20 protein-coding genes, 1 tRNA gene and 1 other RNA gene are annotated in these 19,390 nt (G+C 68.4%); 6 read left to right on the top strand and 16 right to left on the bottom strand.

Annotated features, from left to right (window positions below):
- The first annotated feature begins 51 nt into the window (after positions 1-51).
- On the top strand, positions 52-921 hold the full coding sequence (panB, locus tag ACFQRE_RS15945) for a 3-methyl-2-oxobutanoate hydroxymethyltransferase (RefSeq protein ID WP_380124143.1): 870 nt from the start codon (positions 52-54) through the stop codon (positions 919-921).
- A gap of 68 nt (positions 922-989) precedes the next feature.
- On the opposite strand, the gene ACFQRE_RS15940 is transcribed toward panB, so the two are convergent.
- Positions 990-1,187, bottom strand: coding sequence for a methionine aminopeptidase (locus ACFQRE_RS15940; RefSeq protein WP_380124141.1), 198 nt, complete (start codon positions 1,185-1,187; stop codon positions 990-992).
- Positions 1,188-1,235: 48 nt separating this feature from the next.
- On the opposite strand from ACFQRE_RS15940, the gene map reads away from it, so the two are divergent.
- Positions 1,236-2,099 (top strand): type I methionyl aminopeptidase, encoded by an 864-nt coding sequence (gene map / locus ACFQRE_RS15935; protein ID WP_380124139.1) that lies wholly within the window; start codon positions 1,236-1,238, stop codon positions 2,097-2,099.
- A 49-nt stretch (positions 2,100-2,148) separates the two neighbouring features.
- A complete protein-coding gene (gene ppgK, locus ACFQRE_RS15930; RefSeq protein WP_380124137.1) occupies positions 2,149-2,919 on the top strand; it encodes a polyphosphate--glucose phosphotransferase in 771 nt (256 codons plus the stop codon).
- 133 nt (positions 2,920-3,052) lie between these two features.
- Here ppgK and ACFQRE_RS15925 read toward each other — a convergent pair whose 3' ends face one another.
- The 4 genes from ACFQRE_RS15925 to ACFQRE_RS15910 all read right to left on the bottom strand — a co-directional run bounded on the left by ACFQRE_RS15925 (position 3,053) and on the right by ACFQRE_RS15910 (position 5,982).
- Entirely contained in the window at positions 3,053-3,238 is a 186-nt protein-coding gene (locus ACFQRE_RS15925; RefSeq protein ID WP_380124135.1) for a hypothetical protein, read from the bottom strand.
- A gap of 66 nt (positions 3,239-3,304) precedes the next feature.
- Positions 3,305-3,955 (bottom strand): MBL fold metallo-hydrolase, encoded by a 651-nt coding sequence (locus ACFQRE_RS15920; protein ID WP_380124133.1) that lies wholly within the window; start codon positions 3,953-3,955, stop codon positions 3,305-3,307.
- 93 nt (positions 3,956-4,048) lie between these two features.
- Positions 4,049-4,423, bottom strand: an RNA gene (gene rnpB / locus ACFQRE_RS15915) — RNase P RNA component class A.
- A 113-nt stretch (positions 4,424-4,536) separates the two neighbouring features.
- Positions 4,537-5,982, bottom strand: coding sequence for an RNB domain-containing ribonuclease (locus ACFQRE_RS15910; protein ID WP_380124131.1), 1,446 nt, complete (start codon positions 5,980-5,982; stop codon positions 4,537-4,539).
- A gap of 43 nt (positions 5,983-6,025) precedes the next feature.
- Here ACFQRE_RS15910 and ACFQRE_RS15905 point away from each other — a divergent pair, with 43 nt between their 5' ends.
- The gene (locus tag ACFQRE_RS15905) at positions 6,026-6,772 is read left to right on the top strand and encodes a YaaA family protein (protein ID WP_380124129.1); all 747 of its coding nucleotides are present in this window, start codon (positions 6,026-6,028) and stop codon (positions 6,770-6,772) included.
- On the opposite strand, the gene ACFQRE_RS15900 is transcribed toward ACFQRE_RS15905, so the two are convergent.
- The 10 genes from ACFQRE_RS15900 to ACFQRE_RS15855 form a co-directional block, all read right to left on the bottom strand.
- A complete protein-coding gene (locus ACFQRE_RS15900; RefSeq protein WP_380124127.1) occupies positions 6,759-7,106 on the bottom strand; it encodes a hypothetical protein in 348 nt (115 codons plus the stop codon). The genes ACFQRE_RS15905 and ACFQRE_RS15900 overlap by 14 nt on opposite strands.
- The gene (locus tag ACFQRE_RS15895) at positions 7,106-8,314 is read right to left on the bottom strand and encodes an O-succinylhomoserine sulfhydrylase (RefSeq protein WP_380124125.1); all 1,209 of its coding nucleotides are present in this window, start codon (positions 8,312-8,314) and stop codon (positions 7,106-7,108) included. The genes ACFQRE_RS15900 and ACFQRE_RS15895 overlap by 1 nt, the downstream gene beginning before the upstream one ends.
- Before the next feature lies 1 nt (position 8,315).
- Entirely contained in the window at positions 8,316-8,726 is a 411-nt protein-coding gene (locus tag ACFQRE_RS15890; protein ID WP_380124123.1) for a rhodanese-like domain-containing protein, read from the bottom strand.
- Positions 8,727-8,769: 43 nt separating this feature from the next.
- Positions 8,770-9,507 (bottom strand): zinc ribbon domain-containing protein, encoded by a 738-nt coding sequence (locus ACFQRE_RS15885; protein ID WP_380124121.1) that lies wholly within the window; start codon positions 9,505-9,507, stop codon positions 8,770-8,772.
- The gene (locus tag ACFQRE_RS15880; protein WP_380124119.1) at positions 9,504-10,331 is read right to left on the bottom strand and encodes a Nif3-like dinuclear metal center hexameric protein; all 828 of its coding nucleotides are present in this window, start codon (positions 10,329-10,331) and stop codon (positions 9,504-9,506) included. Before ACFQRE_RS15880 ends, ACFQRE_RS15885 begins: the two co-directional genes overlap by 4 nt.
- A 1-nt stretch (position 10,332) precedes the next feature.
- Positions 10,333-10,405: transfer RNA gene (locus ACFQRE_RS15875), tRNA-Val, on the bottom strand.
- Positions 10,406-10,464: 59 nt separating this feature from the next.
- Positions 10,465-10,938, bottom strand: coding sequence for a peroxiredoxin (locus tag ACFQRE_RS15870; protein WP_380124117.1), 474 nt, complete (start codon positions 10,936-10,938; stop codon positions 10,465-10,467).
- Between the two features lie 24 nt (positions 10,939-10,962).
- Positions 10,963-11,403, bottom strand: a complete 441-nt coding sequence (locus tag ACFQRE_RS15865) for a DUF3052 domain-containing protein (RefSeq protein WP_380124114.1) — start codon at positions 11,401-11,403, stop codon at positions 10,963-10,965.
- A gap of 7 nt (positions 11,404-11,410) precedes the next feature.
- Complete coding sequence (locus tag ACFQRE_RS15860) at positions 11,411-12,997, bottom strand: PH domain-containing protein (protein WP_380124111.1); 1,587 nt, start codon at positions 12,995-12,997, stop codon at positions 11,411-11,413.
- A 32-nt stretch (positions 12,998-13,029) separates the two neighbouring features.
- Positions 13,030-13,533: a PH domain-containing protein gene (locus ACFQRE_RS15855; RefSeq protein ID WP_380124109.1), complete on the bottom strand. Its 504-nt coding sequence runs from the start codon at positions 13,531-13,533 to the stop codon at positions 13,030-13,032.
- A 131-nt stretch (positions 13,534-13,664) separates the two neighbouring features.
- Here ACFQRE_RS15855 and aceE point away from each other — a divergent pair, with 131 nt between their 5' ends.
- On the top strand, positions 13,665-16,430 hold the full coding sequence (gene aceE, locus ACFQRE_RS15850) for a pyruvate dehydrogenase (acetyl-transferring), homodimeric type (RefSeq protein WP_380124107.1): 2,766 nt from the start codon (positions 13,665-13,667) through the stop codon (positions 16,428-16,430).
- A 270-nt stretch (positions 16,431-16,700) separates the two neighbouring features.
- Here aceE and ACFQRE_RS15845 read toward each other — a convergent pair whose 3' ends face one another.
- Positions 16,701-17,828, bottom strand: a complete 1,128-nt coding sequence (locus ACFQRE_RS15845; RefSeq protein WP_380124105.1) for a glycerophosphodiester phosphodiesterase family protein — start codon at positions 17,826-17,828, stop codon at positions 16,701-16,703.
- Between the two features lie 134 nt (positions 17,829-17,962).
- On the opposite strand from ACFQRE_RS15845, the gene argG reads away from it, so the two are divergent.
- A complete protein-coding gene (gene argG / locus ACFQRE_RS15840; protein WP_380124103.1) occupies positions 17,963-19,390 on the top strand; it encodes an argininosuccinate synthase in 1,428 nt (475 codons plus the stop codon).

Raw genomic sequence — 19,390 nt, 5'->3', positions numbered from 1 at the left:
ACCTTCCGGGCGCGGGGCCGAGCGTGACCGGGACTCTGACAGGATCGGCCCATGAGCGATCAGCCGACTCCCCCCGCCGAGACGATCAACCCCTACGGCACCGGCGCGCAGGCAGCCCCCCAGAGGCGCATCCGCGTCCCGCATCTCCAGAAGATGAAGGAGACCGGCGAGAAGTGGGCCATGCTCACGGCCTACGACATGTACGCCGCCGAGATCTTCGACGAGGCCGGCATCCCCTGCCTGCTCGTCGGTGACTCGGCCGGCAACAACGTCTACGGCTTCGAGACGACCGTCCCGGTGACGGTGGACCACCTCGTGCCGCTGTGCCGCGCCGTGACCTCGGCCGCCAAGCACGCCATGGTCGTCGCCGACCTGCCCTTCGGCTCCTACCAGGCCAGCCCGCAGCAGGCGCTGGCCACGGCCACCCGCTTCATGAAGGAAGGCCTTGCGCACGCCGTCAAGCTCGAGGGCGGCAAGGCGATGGTCCCCGAGATCGAGCTGCTCGTGCGCGCCGGCATCCCCGTCATGGGGCACATCGGCTTCACGCCGCAGAGTGAGCACGTCCTCGGCGGCTACCGCGTCCAGGGACGGGGCGACGGCGCTGACCGACTCCTCGAGGATGCCCTCGCCCTTGAAGCGGCCGGCTGCTTCGCCATCGTCATCGAGATGGTCCCGGCACCCGCAGCCAAGAGGGTCGCGGAGGCGCTGCGCATCCCGATCATCGGGATCGGCGCCGGACCCGACTGCGACGCGCAGGTCCTCGTCTGGCAGGACATGGCCGGGCTGCGTGGCGGCCGCGCCCCCCGCTTCGTCAAGAAATACCTCGACATGCGCACCGACCTCGGCACCGCCGCCAAGGAGTATGCCGCCGAGGTCGCCTCGGGCGCGTTCCCCGCCCCCGAGCACAGCTTCGAGGAGTAGGCGACCCAAGACACCACGAGAGGCGGGTATGCCGGGTGCGCACCCGGCATACGCCCCTCTCGTGTGGTCTAGTCCTCGAGGTCCTCGTCGGTCCCCTTGTCCCAGGCGCGGTCCTCCGCGTCCCACTTCTCGGTGTTCTGGGCGGCGGTGGCCAGGGCGTTGCGCGCCTCGTCCTCGGTGTCGTAGGGACCCAACACGTCGTCGTTGCGGCTGCGGCTCTCGTCGGCCTCAACCTGCTTGGTGGTGGTGTTGTACCAGTACGCCATGGTGTCCTCCTGAGTGTCTGAGCAGGCGCTCTGCCTAGACTCCACCGTATGCCGATGACGTACGGAAGTGTCGCTCCCGGTGAGGTCTCCGCAAGGCGCGCCGTCCCCTCGAGCATCGAGCGCCCCGAGTACGTCGACAAGCCGACGCCGGACAAGAACCTCTCCCCCGAGGTCAAGGACGCCGAGACGATCGAACTGATGCGGGTGGCCGGTCGCATTGCGGCTCAGGCGATGGAGGCCGCGGCCGCTGCGATCGCCCCGGGAGTGACCGCGGACGAGATCGACCGTGTCGGTCACGAGTTCCTCCTCGACCACGGCGCCTACCCATCCACCCTTGGCTACCGCGGCTTCCCCAAGTCGCTCTGCACGTCGGTCAACGAGGTCGTGTGCCACGGCATACCGGACTCTCGTCCTTTCGAGGACGGCGACATCGTCAACATCGACATCACGGCCTACATCGGGGGCGTCCACGGTGACACCGACGCGACCTACCTGTGTGGCGACGTCGACGAGGAGTCGCGGCTGCTCGTCGAGCGCACCCGCGAGGCGATGATGCGCGGCATCAAGGCCGCCATCCCCGGCCGCCAGATCAACATCATCGGGCGAGTCATCGAGAGCTACGCCAAGCGCTTCGGCTACGGCGTCGTGCGTGACTTCACCGGTCACGGCATCGGTCGTTCGTTCCACTCCGGGCTCGTCGTGCCGCACTACGACGCGGCGCCGTCGTACGACACGGTCATCGAGCCCGGGATGACCTTCACCATCGAACCGATGCTCAACCTGGGCACCGAGAGCTGGGAGATGTGGGAGGACGACTGGACCGTCGTCACCGCGGACCGCCAGCGCTCGGCCCAGTTCGAGCACACCATCCTCATCACCGACACCGGCAACGAGATCCTCACCCTCCCCTGACCTCGTCGCCCAGCACCCTCCACCCACACCACGGACGAAGGAGTCCCCCATGAGCAAGAAGAATGTGCTGCCCCTCGGAATCGACGTGGGCGGGAGCGGCATCAAGGGCGCACCGGTGGACCTCCAAAAGGGTGAGTTCGCGAGCAAGCGCAAGCGGATCGACACCCCGGCGAAGTCCACCCCCGAGGCGGTCGGCGACATCATCGGCGAGATCGTCGAGCACTTCGACGACGTGCGCGGCGACTCCCCCATCGGCATCACCATCCCGGGCGTCGTGACCAGGGGCGTCGTGCGCTCGGCCGCCAACATCGACAAGTCCTGGCTCGACTTCGAGGCCGAGAAGATGCTTGAGAAGAAGCTCGGTCACGACATCGTCCTCGTCAACGACGCGGACGCCGCGGGTGTCGCCGAGCTGCACTACGGCGCAGCCAAGGGCCAGAAGGGGCTCGTCATCGTGACGACCCTCGGGACCGGCATCGGCACCGCCCTCATCTTCGACGGCACGCTCATCCCCAACTCCGAGCTCGGCCACCTCGAGATCGACGGATTCGACGCCGAGAAGCGCGCCGCCTCGTCGATCAAGGACGTCGAGGGCCTGACCTATCCCGAGTGGGCCGAGCGCCTCCAGCGCTACTACAGCCACCTCGAGAACCTGCTGTGGCCGGACCTGTTCGTCGTCGGCGGTGGGGTCTCCAAGGACCACGAGCAGTTCCTGCCGCTGCTCAAGCTGCGGACCAAGATCGTGCCGGCGGTGCTCGAGAACAAGGCCGGCATCATCGGGGCTGCCCACCTGGCGCAGGAGTACCACGACTCACACTGACACCTCGACCTCGTGCCCCGCACGGACAAGTCGCTGGCACTCCCCCCTGCTCTTGAACTCGTCTTCGTGCCCCGCACGGACAACTCGCTGGCGCTCGCCGTCCGTGCGGGGCACGAAGACGAGGTGGGTTGGATCAGCGCTGGCGCGCGACGACCAGCGCCTTCTTGGGGATGTTCTTCTCGACCTCGTACTTCGCCTTCTTGCCGGTGGTCAGCTGCTCCGCGTAGCCCATCCTGGAGAGCCGCATGAGGACAACCGGACACGCTTTGCAGCGGGGCTTGTCCTTGCAGCACTTCTTCTTGGCGGAGACCTTGGGCACGCGTCCAGCGTAGGTGAGCCTTACCTACATCTCCAAACCGCGTCCGGCGTGTGGGTGTGGTCAGGCTCAGACGGTGAACGTCGCGGTCCCGGCATCGGCCAGGTCACGGATCTCGGTGTCCGCCCCTCCGAGGAGGTCAGCCTGCCTGAGGTAGAGGGCGCGGCCTGCCTCGCTCAGGAGGCTGTCGTGGATGGGCACCGCCACGGCGGGGTTGAGCCGCCGGAGGAAGTCGGTCATCTCTCGGCTGCGCTGCCACGGGGCGTTGAGCGGGAACGCAATCACGTCGATGGGGCCCGGATCCTGGTCGAGGGCGTCGCCGGGGTGAAACAGGCTGGGTTCCCCGTCGGCGCGCAGGACAACACCGACGTTGGGCACGCGCGGAAGATCGTCGTGGACGAGCGCGTGGATCTCACCCACCGACGTGAGTGTGACCGCACCGATGGCCGCCTCACCCTGGTGGGCCTCGCCGTCGAGCCCGAGTTCGGCGAGCACCTCGACGCTGCCCGGGTCGCAGAGCAGGCGGACCGCGGGGTTCGCGCGCACCAGGGCCGGCAGCCGCTCCGGGTCGAGATGGTCCGGATGCTGGTGGGTGATGACGACGGCCGACAGGTCGTGCAGGTCATCGAACCCGGCACTGAAGTTGCCGGGGTCGATGAGGATGCGCTCGTCACCGATCTCGACGAGGAGGCAGGCGTGGCCGAGGTGCGTCAGAAGCATGCCTTCACGGTATGCCGTGTGGCCGCGGTTGTGCGACCGTCGTCGGGACGCCGATGGCGAACGCGGCACCGCGGAGGATCATCACTGTGAGGGCGGACGAGTCAGTCATAAGCCGGGTTCTGTCGTGTGGCCGGTTGCCCGGGTCACACTGACGGTCATCCATCTCGGACCACTGTTGCCAGTGGCCTCCAGCGCTCTACCCGTGTACTCGGGCGGGCCGCCCTCGAACGCACACTGTCTGAGCTTGCTCCGGGTGGGGTTTACCTAGCCGACTCCGTCACCGGAGCCGCTGGTGGTCTCTTACACCACCGTTTCACCCTTACCGCCCGACCGGAGTCGGGAGGCGGTTTGTTTTCTGTGGCACTGTCCCGCGGGTCACCCCGGGTGGCTGTTGGCCACCACCGCGCCCTGTGGAGCCCGGACTTTCCTCGACGTGGTTGCCCACGCCGCGACCGTCGGACTGACTCGTCCGCCGGCACAGCATACGCGGCAGACGCCGGGCCTCCCCGCAACGTCTGCGAATGTGGCGGCTGGAGCCGCCGAATCCGCAGACGCATCGGAAGGGTTCAGGGTCGGCTGAGTCAGGCGAGGACGAACTTCGTCTGGCCCGCGGTCAGGTCGACCGACTCAAGACGCACGGAGACCGAGGCTCCGAGCTCGGCCTCGCCCTTGGCGCGCACGATGACGGGCAGCTCGAGCAGCTGGACCTCGAGGCCTCGGTCGTCACGCTCGACGACGACCGCGTCGAAGGCCTGACCGACGCGCGGCTGGAGCACCGCGGCCTCGACGGCGTCGGCGCACATGCGCTCGGCTGACCCGGCGCGGCGGGCGGACTCCTTCATGATCTCGGGGATCGTGGGCAGGGCCTCGCGGACCCAGCCGGGGATCTCGGTGCCGCTGCTGATGGCCTCACAGATGACCAGACCGAAGCGGTCGACGAGCCGGCGCAGCGGTGCGGTGACGTGCGCGTAGGCGTCAGCCACTGCTGCGTGTTCGGCCTGCTCGGGCACATCGCCCTCGAACGGCGTGTAGCCGGCCCCCCGGAAGAGCGCCGTCGCGGAGTGGATGAGGGCGAGGTGGTGAGGGTTGTTGCGGTCCAGTTCGCGCAGGAAGTCGCCGTAGTTCTGCTCCGCCGGCCACGGGGCACCCAAGGCCTTGGCCTGGCGTCGGAAACGCGCCACCGCGTGGTGGTCGGCGTCCGGCATCGTGCGCAGGATGCCGACTCCGGCGTGGAGCATCATGTCGGCCGCGACCATGCCGGTGAGCAGCGAGATCTGGGCGTTCCAGTCCTCGGAGCTGCGCGGCGGTCGGAAGGCGAGGGTGAAGCTGCCGTCGTCGCCGAGGTGGACCTCCTGCTCGGGCATGGGCAGGCTCGCGCCACCACGCAGTTGCTCCTGCCGGACACGCTTCTCGCCGATCTCCTTGAGGAGGACCCAGCGCTCGTCGGTCGTGCCGGCGTCGATCTGCTCCTGCACGCCGACGTAGTCGAACCGCTCGACCGACTTCACCAGCGCTCGGTACAGCTCGGCGCCGGTCTGCTCACCCTCGGCGTCGAGCCGGATGTCCCAGACGAACGCCGGCCGGACCTCGCCGGGCAGCAGGCTGGCCGCGCCCTCGCTGAGCACCGGCGGGTGGAGCGGCACCCGGATGTCGGGGCAGTAGATCGTCTGGCCACGCCGGCGGGACTCGGTGTCGATCGCTCCACCGGGCGCCACGAAGGCGGGGACATCGGCGATGGCGTAGCGGACCCGATAGCCCCCACCGTCGCGCTCGAGACACATCGCCTGGTCGAGGTCCATCGACGTCGCGGGGTCGAGCGTCACGAACGGGACCGAGGTCTCGTCCCGCTCCGGCAGTGCGGGCGGGGAGCCCGCGACCTGCTCTGCCTCGGCCTCGACCTCCGGCGGGAAGGCCTCACTCGCCTGGACCTCGGCGCGGATCGCCGCGAAGCGGGCGAGCAGCGCCTCCCTCACGGTGTCGGTCGTCGTGGCGTCGGCCGGGGCAAGGCTGATCTGGCGCTGAGGCATGCCAGCCAACCTACAAGGGGTGCGTCCCGCATAGGGTGACCGCGTGCTCATCGTCCTTCCCCCGTCGGAGTCCAAGTCGAACCGCCGCCGAGGCAAGCCCGTGGACCCGAGCACGTGGTCGTTCCCGGAGCTGGCCGACACGCGCAGCGCCGTGGCCGCCCACTTGCGAACGGCGAGCGAATCCCCCACTGCCACAGTCGATCTCGGCGTCTCCCCCGGGCTCGCCGGGGAGGTCGCCCGCAACCTCATCCTCGACACGGCGCCAGCCACGCCCGCCGCCGAGGTCTACACCGGTGTCCTCTACGACGCCCTCGACCTCGACTCGATGGATGCCTCGGCGCGTCGCCGGGCCAACCAGTGGGTCGTCATCGTCTCCGCACTCCACGGTGCCGTGCGACTCAAGGACAGGATCACGGCATACCGACTCTCCATGGACGTGAACCTCGCCGGGCTCGGTCCGGTCGCGGCCGTGTGGCGGCCGGTCCTTGACGACGTGCTCGCTCCCGCTGCCGGGCGCGAGGTCGTCGTGGACTGCCGAAGCTCGACGTATGCCGCCGCGTGGACTCCCACGGGCGACGTCGCCGACCGCTGGGTGCAGATCCGCGTGCCCGGCGCCAGCCACATGGCCAAGCACACCCGGGGACTCGTGGCGCGCCACCTCTGCCTGAGTGGTGAGCGGGCGCGCACACCGGCCAGGCTCGCCGCGATCGTCGGCGAGGCGTTCGACGTCGAGCTCACTCCCCCGGCTCGCCGTGGAAGGCCGTCGATCCTCGACGTCATCGCTCGCTGATCGCGACCCCCGTGGCCATGAGCCGCCATCTGCGTCCGGGCCCTCGCCGGAGCTCCCAGCGGCCGCAGCGGGCGAACTCGTCGAGGTCGTCGACCAGCACCCCCGCCACCGCCTTGGCCTCCGCGTCCTCCGTGCCCTTCTCGGTAGCCGGCACGAGGAAGCGCAGGTGGAGTTGCGGCTGCGGGCGACTCGAGGTTGCATGCGCGACGTCGAGCAGTCGGTCCTCGACCTGATGCGTCCGCCCGAGAATGCCCTCTGCTGCTGGAAGCACGTCCTGGGGCCGCACTCCCGCACGGACATCGAGGATGTCGACCGTCACGCGGTAGGACGGCATCAGGCCGTGAGCGCCCCGGCCAGCGCCGCTTCGACGTCCTCGATCAGGTCCTCGACGGCCTCGAGCCCGACCGAGATCCGGATGGTGCCGTCGGTGATTCCGACAGCGGCCCGGGCTTCTGGCGTGAGTCGGCGATGGGTCGTCGTGGCCGGATGCGTCACGAGGGACTTGGCATCGCCGAGGTTGTTGGAGATGTCGACGAGCTGCAGGGCGTTCATGACCTTGAACGCGACGTCCTTGCCACCCTCGACCTCGAAGGTGATGACGGTGCCACCGCCCGTCATCTGCCGCTGGGCCAGCTCGTGCTGCGGGTGGCTCTCGAGCATGGGGTAGATGACCTTGACGATGCCCTCTCGCCCCTCCAGGTGCTGGCCGAGCCTGAGCGCGTTGGCGGACATCTGGGCGACCCGCAGCGACATCGTCTCGAGGCCCTTGACGAGCACCCAGGCGTTGAACGGCGACATGGCCGGGCCCGTGTGCCGCATGAGGTTCTTGACGGGACCGTCGATGAACTCGGCCGGGCCGAGGACCGCTCCACCGAGGACGCGCCCCTGGCCGTCGATGTGCTTGGTCGCCGAGTAGACGACGATGTCGGCGCCGTGCTCGAGGGGACGTGAGAACACCGGTGTGCCGAAGACGTTGTCGACGACGACCTTGGCACCGGCTGCATGCGCCAGGCGGGACACGGCCTCGATGTCGACGAGTTCCTGCATCGGGTTGCTCGGCGTCTCGAAGAACACCGCAGCCGTCGGGACGGACAGCGCCTCCTCCCACTGGGCCAGGTCAGGGCCGTCGACGAAGACCGCCTCGACACCGAACCTGGGGAGGATCTCGTCGATGATGACGAAGCACGACCCGAAGAGGGCACGCGAGGACACGATGCGATCGCCCTTGCCGCACAGGGCCGCGAGGGCGACCCAGACTGCGGCCATCCCCGACGCGGTCGCGAAGCACGCCTCGGCACCCTCGAGCAGACGAAGCCGCTCCTCGAACATGCTCACCGTGGGGTTGCCGTAACGGCTGTAGATGAACTTCTCGATCTCGTCCTTGAACGCCGCCTCGGCCTGTTCGGCCGACTCGTAGACGAACCCGGAGGTGAGGAACATCGCCTCGCTGGTCTCGTCAAAATCGCTGCGGGTCAACCCTCCTCGCACGGCGAGGGTCTCGGGGCGGAAGGAACGACCGGCGTCGCTCAGTGCGTCACCCATGTCAGCCCTGCTTCCACGGGAGGCCGGCGACCTTCCAGCCGGCCACGGTGCGGTGGCCCTCGGAGTCGTGCGGACCCTCGAAACCTTCGAGCACGTTGTATGCCGGCCCGAGGCCTGCCGCGGTGGCCGCCTCCGCCGCCGCGATGGAACGCACGCCCGAGCGGCACAGGAAGTAGATGGCATTCCCGTCGCCCACTCCCGCTGCTCGCAACTCGTCAACGAAGGAGTCATTGATGCTGCCGTCGGGGTAGCGCTGCCACTCGACGAGCACCGCCTCGTGAGACGAATCCACTTGCGGGACACCGACATAGGACCATTCGGCGCGCGTGCGCACGTCGACGAGGACAGCGTCCTCGCCCTGGGTCACCGCGGCAAAGGCCTCGGACGGAGTGACATCACCGGCATAGCTCATGGCGCCAGCGTAGGTGCGCCTCTCCAGTTGAGGGAGGGCTGGTTCAGAGACCGGACTCCGCCGTGCGCACGAGAATGCGACGGCATTCCTCGCACCGGTGGACCTCGTCCTGCGGGGCGGACTTGATCACCCGGAGAGCGACCGGGTTGAGCTCCAACTGGCAGCCACCGCAGCGGCGCTGCCGAAGCGGTGCCGCACCCGTGCCGCTCGTCGCGCGGATCTTGTCGTAGAGCGCCACCAGCTCGACACCCGCAGAGACCACGAGATCGTCGCGCGGGGCGGCCACCTCGGCCTCATCGGCGTCGAGTTCGGCAAGGCGCTTGTCGCGAGCCGACTCCAGTTCGGTGAGCCGGTCGGTGATCTCACTGCGGCCCCGCTCGAGCTCGGACACGTCGGACTGGACGGCTTCGGCGCGCTCCATGACCTCGAGCTCGACGTCCTCGAGTTCCGACTGGCGACGCGCGAGCGACTCGAGTTCGTGCTGGATGGCCGTCAGGTCCTTCGCGCTGCCGGTGCCCGAGTCCAGGCGCTGCTGGTCGCGGGTGGCGCGGTCGCGCACCTGCTGCACGTCGCCGTCGGCCTTGATGACCTCGCGCTGGATGTCGCTGAGCTCCGTGCGCGAACGGACGAGCTGGTCATCGAGCAGGCTCGCCTTGCCCTCGAGGTCGGCGATCTCGGCCAGCTGCGGGAGGGTGTTGCGAGCGTGGGCGATCTGGGACAGGCGGGTGTCGAGGGCCTGGAGGTCGAGAAGTTTGGCCTGTTGGCCCGGTTCGGCTTTCACGGCGATCCTCCGGCTGTTGTTGCTCCGACCGTGAAGGTCCACGGGTCGGTGCGCACTGTGCTGATGTCGATGTCCACCCTAAGGGCAGAGGCGAGGGCGTCTCGCACGGTTGGCAGCCACACGGATTCGCTCGACCAGTGGCCCGCGTCGACGAGGTAGGGCGTGCCTCCGCGCGCCTCTTCGCGAGCCTCCAGCGCCGGGTGGTGGCGCAGGTCGGCGGTGACATAGACGTCAGCGCCGCACGCCCGCACCGCGTCGAACTGGTCGTCTCCCGCTCCCCCGAGGACCGCCACGGTCTCGACCAGCGCGTCGGCCGGACCAGCAACACGCAGGCCGGCAGCGGCAGGCGGGAGGGCGGCATACAGGGCCGTTGCGAAGTCGCCCAACGTCATGGGTGAGGCGAGGCGGCCCATGCGACCCAGCGGCTGGTCCTCGACGAGGACGAGGGGCTCGCTGTCGGTGAGGCCGGCCGCGGTGGCGAGGGCTTCGCACACTCCGGCCACTGCAACGTCGGCGTTGGTGTGCGCGACGTACAAGGCGATGTCACCGACGACGAGTCCTGTGACGCTCGCGCCCTTGGCCGTCGTGGTGGCGACCGAGTGGATGCCGCGCAGGAGGAGAGGGTGGTGGGTGATGAGCAGGTCGGCCTGTGTGACACGGGCCTCCTCTATGACCGCGAGAGTCGGGTCGAGGGCGAGCAGGATCCGCTCGACCGGCTGCTCCGGGTCGCCGGTCACGAGGCCCACCTGGTCCCACGACTGCGCGGTGTGCGGCGGGTAGAGGCGTTCGAGAACGGCAACGACATCCCGCAGGAGAAGGGTCATGTGGGCCCGGCCGGCCTCGAACCGACGACACCCGCGGTGTAAACGCGGTGCTCTACCAACTGAGCTACAGGCCCCGACACGGCGCAGGGCCGTGATCGGTCGCCCATTCTGTCAGGCGATGACGAAGATCGGGTCAGGCGTGCGACATCGCCGTGTGATAGCCGCTGAAGTCCCGTCGCTCACCGATGCCCGTGACGAGGGACCAACGGATGACGCCCTCACGGTCGATGAGGAAGGTGCCACGGCGAGCGACCCCCGCCTTCTCGTCGAAGACGCCGTAGGCCTTGGCCACCTGACCGTGGGGCCAGACGTCCGAGAGCAGCGGGAAGAAGTAGCCGTCGCGGTCGGCGTAGGCCCGCAGCGAGAACATCGCGTCACACGAGATCGTGAGCACCTGGACGTCCTCGGAGACGAAGCGTCCGAGGTCGTCGCGGATCTCGGTCAGCTCGCCGGTGCAGATGCCGGAGAACGCCCATGGGTAGAAGACGAGGAGGACGTTGCGTCGCCCGAGATGGTCAGCGAGCGAAACGTCAGAACCGTTCTGGTCGCGCAGCGTGAAGTGAGGGGCGAGCTGCCCCACCTCAAGGCCCGACATGGCGTCCGTCATGCCCTGCAGTCTGCCGCAGAAGGATCAGAGCCGTCCCTTGGGTGCGCCGAGCTTGATCGCGCGCCAGTGGGGGGACGCGTGGAAGGCGCCACCGGAGTGCAGACCGGCGGTGGCCGCAGCCTCGTCGATCTCCGTCGCGTCGACGGCGCCGTCCTTGGCGTCCTTGGGGGTGAGGACGACAACGAAGCCTCCCTCGGCGAGAACTCCGACCAGGTCGACGAGCGCGTCGGTGAGGTCGCCGTCGTCGGCGCGCCACCAGAACACGACCGCGTTGGCCTCACCGGTGTAGTCCTCGTCCTCGAGGTCGGATCCGATGACGTCCTCCACGGCGAAGCGGAAGTCGTCGTCGACGTCGTCGTCCCAGCCGAACTCCTGCACGGTCTGCTCAGCGGCAAAGCCGAGGCGCTCGACGGCACCTGAGCCCTCAGGCCCGGGGTCGGCGGGCGGTGGTGCAGCGGTGTTCACGGTGGGGCTACCTCTCGTCGTTTTCGTCTGGGGGCACTAGTTGACTAGGAAGATCGTCGCTGGTGCAAGCGGTTCTCGACATTTGCCGGGCATCACGCGCTCGCGCGGCCTCGTCCCGCATGAAGTCTGTGGCGGTCCGGAGGTCGAGATGGGGCACCCGGACGTCGACGGGTCCCGGGGTCGAGACCAGCGTGACGCCCGCGAGATCGAGGCGACGCTCGAGGGGCCCCTGAGCGAGGGTGAGGGACTGCACTCGGGCGTGCGGCATGACGGAGACCCGGCGCGACAGGCGCCCGGCTCGGACCATGACCGACTGCGGCGACACGGCAAATCCCGAACGTCGCCAACTCAGCCAGTCGAACCTCTTGGCCCGGGGCGACACGAGGGTCCAGCCACCATCGGAGCCGTCGCCGAGCGCGGCCCGTCGCAGGTCGGCCTCGGAGAGCGCCGGATCGAGCAGGGTGAGGACGTCCAGTGCCTGGTCGAGCGTCCCGACGGGAAGCACCGTCGTCTCGTTGTCGTCGTCGCCCGACGGGTCGTGGGCGATGCCGGCGACGTTGACCTTGACCCGCCACCAGCCGAGCGGACGCCACCACAGCGGCTGCACCATCCCGACCGCCTGGATGCGGTGCAAGGGCACCGTCGTTGTCCGCTTGTCGGTGAGACCGTGCTGGATTCGCACCGATGTGCCGGTGTCGGCGAGACGGAAGTTGCCGTGTTTGAGCAGCTCGCCGATGCGGTTGACCGCGATACCAAAGGCGATGGGCCCCAGGGCCGGAAGGGCGATGGCGGCACCGGTGAGCGCCTCGAACCTGGATCCGTAGGCCGCGAGCGCAACGCTTCCGGTGAGGAGCCCCATGACGCCGAGGAAGATCGTGCCGCCGTGGAGGATCGTCGCGACGAAGAGTCGGGAGTTCGCAACGCGCAGCACCTCACGCCCCTCATCGGTGCCGAACGGCGTGCGCTGGCCAGGGCCCGGGGCGCCCGCCACGTCACTGGCGCCGACAGGTGTGTCCACCGGCCGGGCCGGGCCAGCTTCGTCACGGCGGCCGGCGAGCGCCAGGAGCTCACCGCGGACCTCGTCGGCGCGACCCGCACCGAGGAAGGCGAGTTTGAGTTGGGAGTCGCCACCACCAGCTGACTGGACGATGACCTGGGACAGGCCGGTGAACTGGGCGAGCAGGGGCCGGCTGATCTCGATCGCCTGGACGCGCTCAAGGGGAACCTGGCGGTGTTCGCGGAAGATCCACCCCTTGCGGAACTCGATCTGCCCGTCGGCCACCCGGAACTTCGCGAACCGCCACGAGAGCCAGCCCACGAGTCCGACCACACCGAGGATGGTGAGAAGGACGGCACCGGCGATGAGCGAGTGGTCGAAGAGCACCCCGAGACCCTCACGAAGGCCCGGGTCGGTCTCTTCGTCTCCACCGCCGCCCCCGCCACCCAACGAACGGAAGATGTCGTCGACAAATTGCGTCGCGGCATACCCGAGGATCGCGACGCCGACCACACCGCCACGCAGGATGGGCGACAACGGGTGAAGGTGCTGCCACTCGTGCAGCCCGAGGTCACGCCTGATCGGGGACGACGCCACGACAGGAGTCCCTGGAGCTGAATTGGGCTGTGTCACAAGCCCGCTCGCTGAGCCTCGCCGTGGGCGGCAAGGCGTCCCCGCAGCGCTTCGGCCTCATCAACGGGAAGTCCCGGCAACGTGCCACCGCTCTCGGGAGACGCGGTGTGGAACTCGCACGAAGCGATGCCGCGCGAGCGCATCAACGGACCGGACTCGACGTCGATGTACTGCAGGCGGCCGTAGGGGATGCTCACGAGCGAACGGAACAGTCGCCCCTTGCGGATGACGATCTCGTCAGGCAGCTCGATCCAGGTGATGGCCGAGACCTGTCGGACGATGAGCCACGCGCCCCAGCCGAGGAGCACCGCGGCCACGGCGGCGCCGATGCAGAACCACGGTGACACGAGCATCGCCAGGACGACGAAGCCCACGAGGAACGGCGCGAGCCACGCGAAGAGCGTGATGAGCCGCACCGTGCGCAGCGCCGGACTCACGGGGCGCCAGGGAAGCTCGTCGCCGCGAAGAGTGACAGCGGCCGGGTCGAGCGGAGTGGTCATGGCCCCAGCCTGCCATTCGAACCCGGGGTGCCTGCCATGTGAACCCCACTGTGACCGTCGCCACTCCCAGTGGAAGGATGGATGGGTCGGCCCCACCGGGTCGGGATCCGCAAGCATGAAGGAGCATCGTCGTGACGTTTCGCGAGGAAGCCGGACCAATTCTCAATGGCCTTCCCAGCAGCCTCACCGACATCGACCCCGAGGAGACCTCGGAGTGGTTGGCATCGCTTGACCAGGTGATCGACGAGGGCGGTCGCAAGCGGGCGCGCTACCTCATGCTCCGCCTGCTCGAGCGGGCGCGCGAGAGCCAGATCGGTGTCCCCTCCCTCACGGCGACGGACTACGTCAACAGCATCGACCAGGAGCAAGAGCCCTGGTTCCCCGGTGACGAAGAGGTTGAGCGGCAGTACCGCCGGTGGATCCGTTGGAACGCCGCGGTCATGGTGCACCGCGCTCAGCGGCCCGGCGTCTCCGTCGGTGGGCACATCTCCACCTATGCCTCTGCGGCCACGCTCTACGAAGTCGGCATGAACCACTTCTTCCGCGGCCAGGACCACCCCGGCGGCGGGGACCAGATCTTCTACCAGGGCCACGCCTCCCCCGGCATGTACGCCCGCAGCTTCCTCGAGGGCCACCTCAGCGAGACCGACCTCGACGGTTTCCGCCAGGAGAAGAGCCACATCGTCGACGGCAAGATCCGGGCACTGTCGTCCTACCCGCACCCGCGGATGATGCCGGACTACTGGCAGTTCCCGACCGTGTCGATGGGCATCGGCCCGATGAACGCGATCTACCAGGCGCAGTTCAACAAGTACCTGCAGAACCGTGGCATCAAGGACACGTCCGAGCAGCGGGTGTGGGCCTTCCTCGGCGACGGTGAGATGGACGAGCCCGAATCCCGCGGTCTGCTCCAGCTCGCCGCCAACGAGGAGCTCGACAACCTCACGTTCGTCGTCAACTGCAACCTGCAGCGCCTCGACGGCCCAGTCCGTGGCAACGGCAAGATCATCCAGGAGCTCGAGGCGTTCTTCCGCGGCGCCGGCTGGAACGTCGTCAAGGTCATCTGGGGCCGTGGCTGGGACCCGCTGCTCGCGGCGGACCGCGACCACGCGTTGAAGCACATCATGAACACCACGACCGACGGGGACTACCAGACGTTCCGCGCCAACGACGGCGCCTACGTCCGGGAGGAGTTCTTCGGTCGCGACCCGCGCACCCGCAAGATGGTCGAGAACCTCACCGACGAGCAGATCTGGCACGACCTGCAGCGTGGCGGCCACGACTACCGCAAGGTCTTCGCCGGCTACCAGGCCGCGGTCAACCACACCGGGCAGCCGACGGTCGTCCTCGCCCACACGATCAAGGGCTATGGCCTCGGCAAGGGCTTCGCTGGCCGCAACGCGACGCACCAGATGAAGAAGATGTCGGTCGACGACCTCAAGAACTTCCGTGACGTCCTGCGCCTGCCGATCACGGACGCGCAGATCGAGGAGAACCCCTACCAGCCGCCGTACTTCCACCCCGGCGAGAACGACTCGACGCTCGACTACATGCTCGAGCGTCGCCGGGCCCTCGGTGGCTCGATCCCGCAGCGCCGCAGCAAGTACACGCAATTGTCGCTCCCGGGCGACGAGGCCTACGCCCAGGTCCGCAAGGGCTCGGGCAAGCAGACCATCGCGACGACCATGGCGTTCGTCCGGCTGCTCAAGGACCTCATGCGCGACAAGGAGTTCGGCAAGCGCATCGTGCCGATCATCCCCGACGAGGCCCGCACGTTCGGCATGGACTCGTTCTTCCCGACGCTCAAGATCTACAACCCTCACGGGCAGAACTACACGCCGGTCGACCACGACCTGATGCTCAGCTATCGCGAGTCGGTGTCCGGGCAGATCCTCCACGCCGGCATCAACGAGGCCGGGTCCGTGGCGGCCTTCACGGCGGCCGGCTCGAGCTACTCGACGCACGGCGAGCCGATGATCCCGATCTACGTCTTCTACTCGATGTTCGGGTTCCAGCGCACCGGCGACTCCATCTGGGCCGCCGCCGACCAGCTGAGTCGCGGCTTCCTCATCGGGGCCACCGCCGGGCGCACGACGCTGACCGGCGAAGGCACCCAGCACGCGGACGGGCACTCGCCGCTGCTCGCGTCGACCAACCCGGGCGTCATCACCTACGACCCTGCCTACGGCTACGAGATCGCGCACATCATGCGTGAGGGCCTGCGGCGGATGTATGGCGACGACCCCGAGAACGTCATCTTCTACCTCACCGTCTACAACGAGCCCAATGTGCAGCCGAAGGAGCCCGAGGACCTCGACATCGACGGCCTGCTGCGCGGCATGTACCTCCTCGAGAAGGCCGACACCTCCGGCTGGACCCACACCCCCGCCCGCGCCCAGCTCATGGCGTCCGGCGTCGGTGTGCCGTGGGCCCTGGAGGCCAAGCGGCTCCTCGCGGACCACTGGGGTGTTGCGGCGGACGTCTGGTCCGTGACCTCCTGGGGCGAACTGCGTCGAGACGGTCTCGCGGCGGACGAGGAAGCCTTCCTCCACCCGGAGAACGAGACCCGCGTGCCCTATGTGACGCAGAAGCTCAAGGACGTCGATGGGCCCGTGCTCGCGACCTCCGACTACATGCGTGCGGTGCCCGACCAGATCGCGCAGTACGTCCCCGGTGAGTTCCACTCGCTCGGTACCGACGGGTTCGGTTTTGCCGACACGCGTCCGGCTGCCCGGCGCTTCTTCCACGTCGATGGTCCCTCGCTCGCGGTGCGCACGCTTCAGGTGCTCGCGGCCCGCGGCGAGATCGCGGCCGACATCCCCGGCAAGGCTGCCGAGAAGTACGACCTGCTCGACGTCCGCGCCGGCACGAGCGGCAACGAGGGCGGCGACAGCTAGAACACGTGGACTTCGTGCCCGAGACGGACAGCCGAGCCTTGGCGAGGCTGTCCGTCTCGGGCACGAAGTCGAATGCTCTGGGTATGCCGCTCGCTCGCCTGCGTCGATGAGGCCGAGTTTGCGTGCGGTCGCCACGGCTCCCGTGCGCGAGTCCGTCCGACATCAACCTTTCGGTCGATGGAGGAGCGACTTCGTGCCCGAAACGGACACGCTTCGTCGGCCGTAGGCCTCCATCAGCGTGTCCGTTTCGGGCACGAAGAAGAACAGGTATCAGCGGGTGAGGAAGTCCTCGCGGGCGGCGACGCAGATGTCGGGCTGGTCGCAGAAGACGCCATCGACACCGGCCTCGAAGAAGCGGGTCACCTCGTCGCCCATGCGCCCATGCGTCGCTGGGTTGGTGCCGATCCGGTAGTCCACCGGCAGGAACGAGTTCTCGGCGCGGAAGGTCCACGGCGTCACGTCGAGACCGACCTTGTGTGCGTCGGCAACAAGGCTGGTCGGTGCGCCGAGCGTCCCGTCGGCCTTGCGCGGAATGACCCGGGCCTTGTCGACACCGAGACCGTCGACGTCCTTGACGAGCGCCTTGAGGCTGGCAGGGGTGAGGAGGTCGGTGTAGGTCCGCGGGTCGCCCTGGGCCTCGAGGTCATAGGGGCGTCCACTGGCGCTCACGAGGAAGACGAGCTTGGCCTTGTAGCCGAGCGCGTCGTCGAGTCGGACCAGCGGGGTGAGCTCGAAGCTCTGCACCCAGAGGGCGGCGTTCGGGCGGTTGAGGCCGTGCGCCGAGATCGCCGACATGAGCGCGACCTCGGGGTCGAAGCCCGCCTCGTGGAGGAAAGTCGAGTGCTTGATCTCAGGTATGACGCCGACTGTGCGACCGGTCTGCAGGCTCAGCTCCTCACGCAGGGCAAGAACTTCGTCGAGCGTCGGAACCTCGAACTGGCCGTCGTAGCTCGCGCTCTCCGGACGCTGGGCGGGGAGCCGCTCCTTGGCTCGCAGCGTCTTGAGCTCGGCGAGGGTGAAGTCCTCCACCCACCAGCCGGTGGTCGCCTTGCCGTCGAGCGACTTGGTGACCTTGCGGCCCGCGAACTCGGCATGCGTCGCGACGTCCGTCGTTCCGCCGATCTCCGGCTCGTGGCGGTCGACGAGCACGCCGTCCTTGGTCATGACGAGGTCGGGCTCGATGTAGTCAGCGCCGAGCTGCACCGCCAGCCGGTAGGCCGCGAGCGTGTGCTCGGGGCGGTAGCCCGACGCGCCGCGGTGGGCGTGGACCAGGGGGGTCGTGAACTTCGCTTGGCCATTGGAGGTGGGTGGTGCATCGGCTTGGGCAGGTGCGGTCGCGACCACGGTCGAAAGCGCCAGTCCAGCCGCCACGGAGAGGGAGATCAGGGTTCTCTTCATGCCTGTCAACGTAGGGCGGGGGCGGTCCCACCGCCTGTCGAGAAGATGGACTGAAGGTGACCAGCCCCATACACCTGAGCGCCCGGCATACTCACGCATTTGTGGTTATGCGCTCGACTGTATAGTCTTGCATTGTGTCCAAAGTACTCACGTCCCTGCCCGTCGGCGAGCGCGTCGGCATCGCCTTCTCCGGAGGTCTCGACACCTCTGTTGCCGTCGCGTGGATGCGCGAGAAGGGCGCCGTCCCCTGCACCTACACGGCTGACCTCGGCCAGTACGACGAGCCCGAGATCGACACGGTGCCGACGCGCGCCGGAGAGTACGGCGCAGAGATCGCCCGGCTCGTCGACTGCCGCAGCGCACTCGTGGAGGAGGGCCTGTCGGCGATCGCCTGCGGCGCGTTCCACATCCGCAGCGGAGGCAGGACCTACTTCAACACCACCCCCCTGGGTCGCGCCGTCACCGGCACCCTGCTCGTACGCGCCATGCAGGCCGACGACGTCTCGATCTGGGGCGACGGTTCGACCTTCAAGGGCAACGACATCGAGCGCTTCTACCGCTACGGGCTGCTCGCCAACCCCGGCCTGCGCATCTACAAGCCGTGGCTCGACGCCGCCTTCGTGAGCGAGCTCGGTGGACGTCACGAGATGAGCGAGTGGCTCACCGAGCGCGACGTGCCCTACCGGGCGAGCGCCGAGAAGGCCTACTCGACTGACGCCAACATCTGGGGCGCGACGCACGAGGCCAAGACGCTCGAGCACCTCGACGAGTCCATGGAGGTCGTCGAGCCGATCATGGGCGTCAAGCACTGGGACCCGTCCGTCGTCATCGAGCAGGAGGACGTGCGGATCCGCTTCGTCCAGGGCCGGCCCGTCGCGATCAACGGCAGGGACCTCGACCCCGTCGCCCTCGTCGATCTCGCCAACACCATCGGTGGCCGTCACGGTCTCGGCATGTCCGACCAGATCGAGAACCGCATCATCGAGGCGAAGTCGCGCGGCATCTACGAGGCCCCGGGCATGGCCCTGCTGCACATCGCCTACGAGCGCCTGCTCAACGCCGTCCACAACGAGGACACCATCGCGAACTACCACACGGAGGGCCGTCGCCTCGGCCGCCTCCTCTATGAGGGCCGCTGGCTCGACCCGCAGTCGCTCATGATGCGAGAGGCCATCCAGCGGTGGATCGCGTCGGTCGTCACGGGCGAGGTCACGCTCCGGCTGCGTCGCGGGGACGACTACTCGATCGTCAACACGACGGGCGAGAACTTCAGCTACCACCCGGACAAGCTGTCGATGGAGCGAGTCGAGAACGCCGCGTTCGGGCCCCTGGACCGGATCGGCCAGCTGACCATGCGCAACCTCGACATCGCCGACAGCCGGGCCAAGCTCGAGATCTACGCCGGCCAGCCCGTCGACCAGGGCCAGTTGCTCGTCGAGAACGGCACCCTCTTTGGCGAGCTGCCTGCCGGCGGTTATGACCGCATCGCCGACAACCCGGTCGATGGCGGTCCCGACGACGACGCCCTCGACCGCGCGGCCATGGAGTTCGGCACCGACTGA

Origin of the sequence: Knoellia pratensis (assembly GCF_042666395.1) — a bacterium.
GTDB lineage: Bacteria > Actinomycetota > Actinomycetes > Actinomycetales > Dermatophilaceae > Knoellia > Knoellia pratensis.
The sequence above is the reverse complement of the archived record's forward strand: the minus strand, read 5'-3'. Positions and strand labels throughout refer to the sequence as shown.

Excerpts from the sequence above, each read along its gene's own strand:
- panB (WP_380124143.1), top strand. The coding sequence starts at position 52 with ATGAGCGATCAGCCGACTCCCCCCGCCGAGACGATCAACCCCTACGGC.
- ACFQRE_RS15940 (WP_380124141.1), bottom strand. The coding sequence starts at position 1,187 with ATGGCGTACTGGTACAACACCACCACCAAGCAGGTTGAGGCCGACGAG.
- map (WP_380124139.1), top strand. The coding sequence starts at position 1,236 with ATGCCGATGACGTACGGAAGTGTCGCTCCCGGTGAGGTCTCCGCAAGG.
- ppgK (WP_380124137.1), top strand. The coding sequence starts at position 2,149 with ATGAGCAAGAAGAATGTGCTGCCCCTCGGAATCGACGTGGGCGGGAGC.
- ACFQRE_RS15920 (WP_380124133.1), bottom strand. The coding sequence starts at position 3,955 with ATGCTTCTGACGCACCTCGGCCACGCCTGCCTCCTCGTCGAGATCGGT.
- ACFQRE_RS15910 (WP_380124131.1), bottom strand. The coding sequence starts at position 5,982 with ATGCCTCAGCGCCAGATCAGCCTTGCCCCGGCCGACGCCACGACGACC.
- ACFQRE_RS15900 (WP_380124127.1), bottom strand. The coding sequence starts at position 7,106 with ATGCCGTCCTACCGCGTGACGGTCGACATCCTCGATGTCCGTGCGGGA.
- ACFQRE_RS15895 (WP_380124125.1), bottom strand. The coding sequence starts at position 8,314 with ATGGGTGACGCACTGAGCGACGCCGGTCGTTCCTTCCGCCCCGAGACC.
- ACFQRE_RS15890 (WP_380124123.1), bottom strand. The coding sequence starts at position 8,726 with ATGAGCTATGCCGGTGATGTCACTCCGTCCGAGGCCTTTGCCGCGGTG.
- ACFQRE_RS15880 (WP_380124119.1), bottom strand. The coding sequence starts at position 10,331 with ATGACCCTTCTCCTGCGGGATGTCGTTGCCGTTCTCGAACGCCTCTAC.
- ACFQRE_RS15870 (WP_380124117.1), bottom strand. The coding sequence starts at position 10,938 with ATGACGGACGCCATGTCGGGCCTTGAGGTGGGGCAGCTCGCCCCTCAC.
- ACFQRE_RS15855 (WP_380124109.1), bottom strand. The coding sequence starts at position 13,533 with ATGACCACTCCGCTCGACCCGGCCGCTGTCACTCTTCGCGGCGACGAG.
- ACFQRE_RS15845 (WP_380124105.1), bottom strand. The coding sequence starts at position 17,828 with ATGAAGAGAACCCTGATCTCCCTCTCCGTGGCGGCTGGACTGGCGCTT.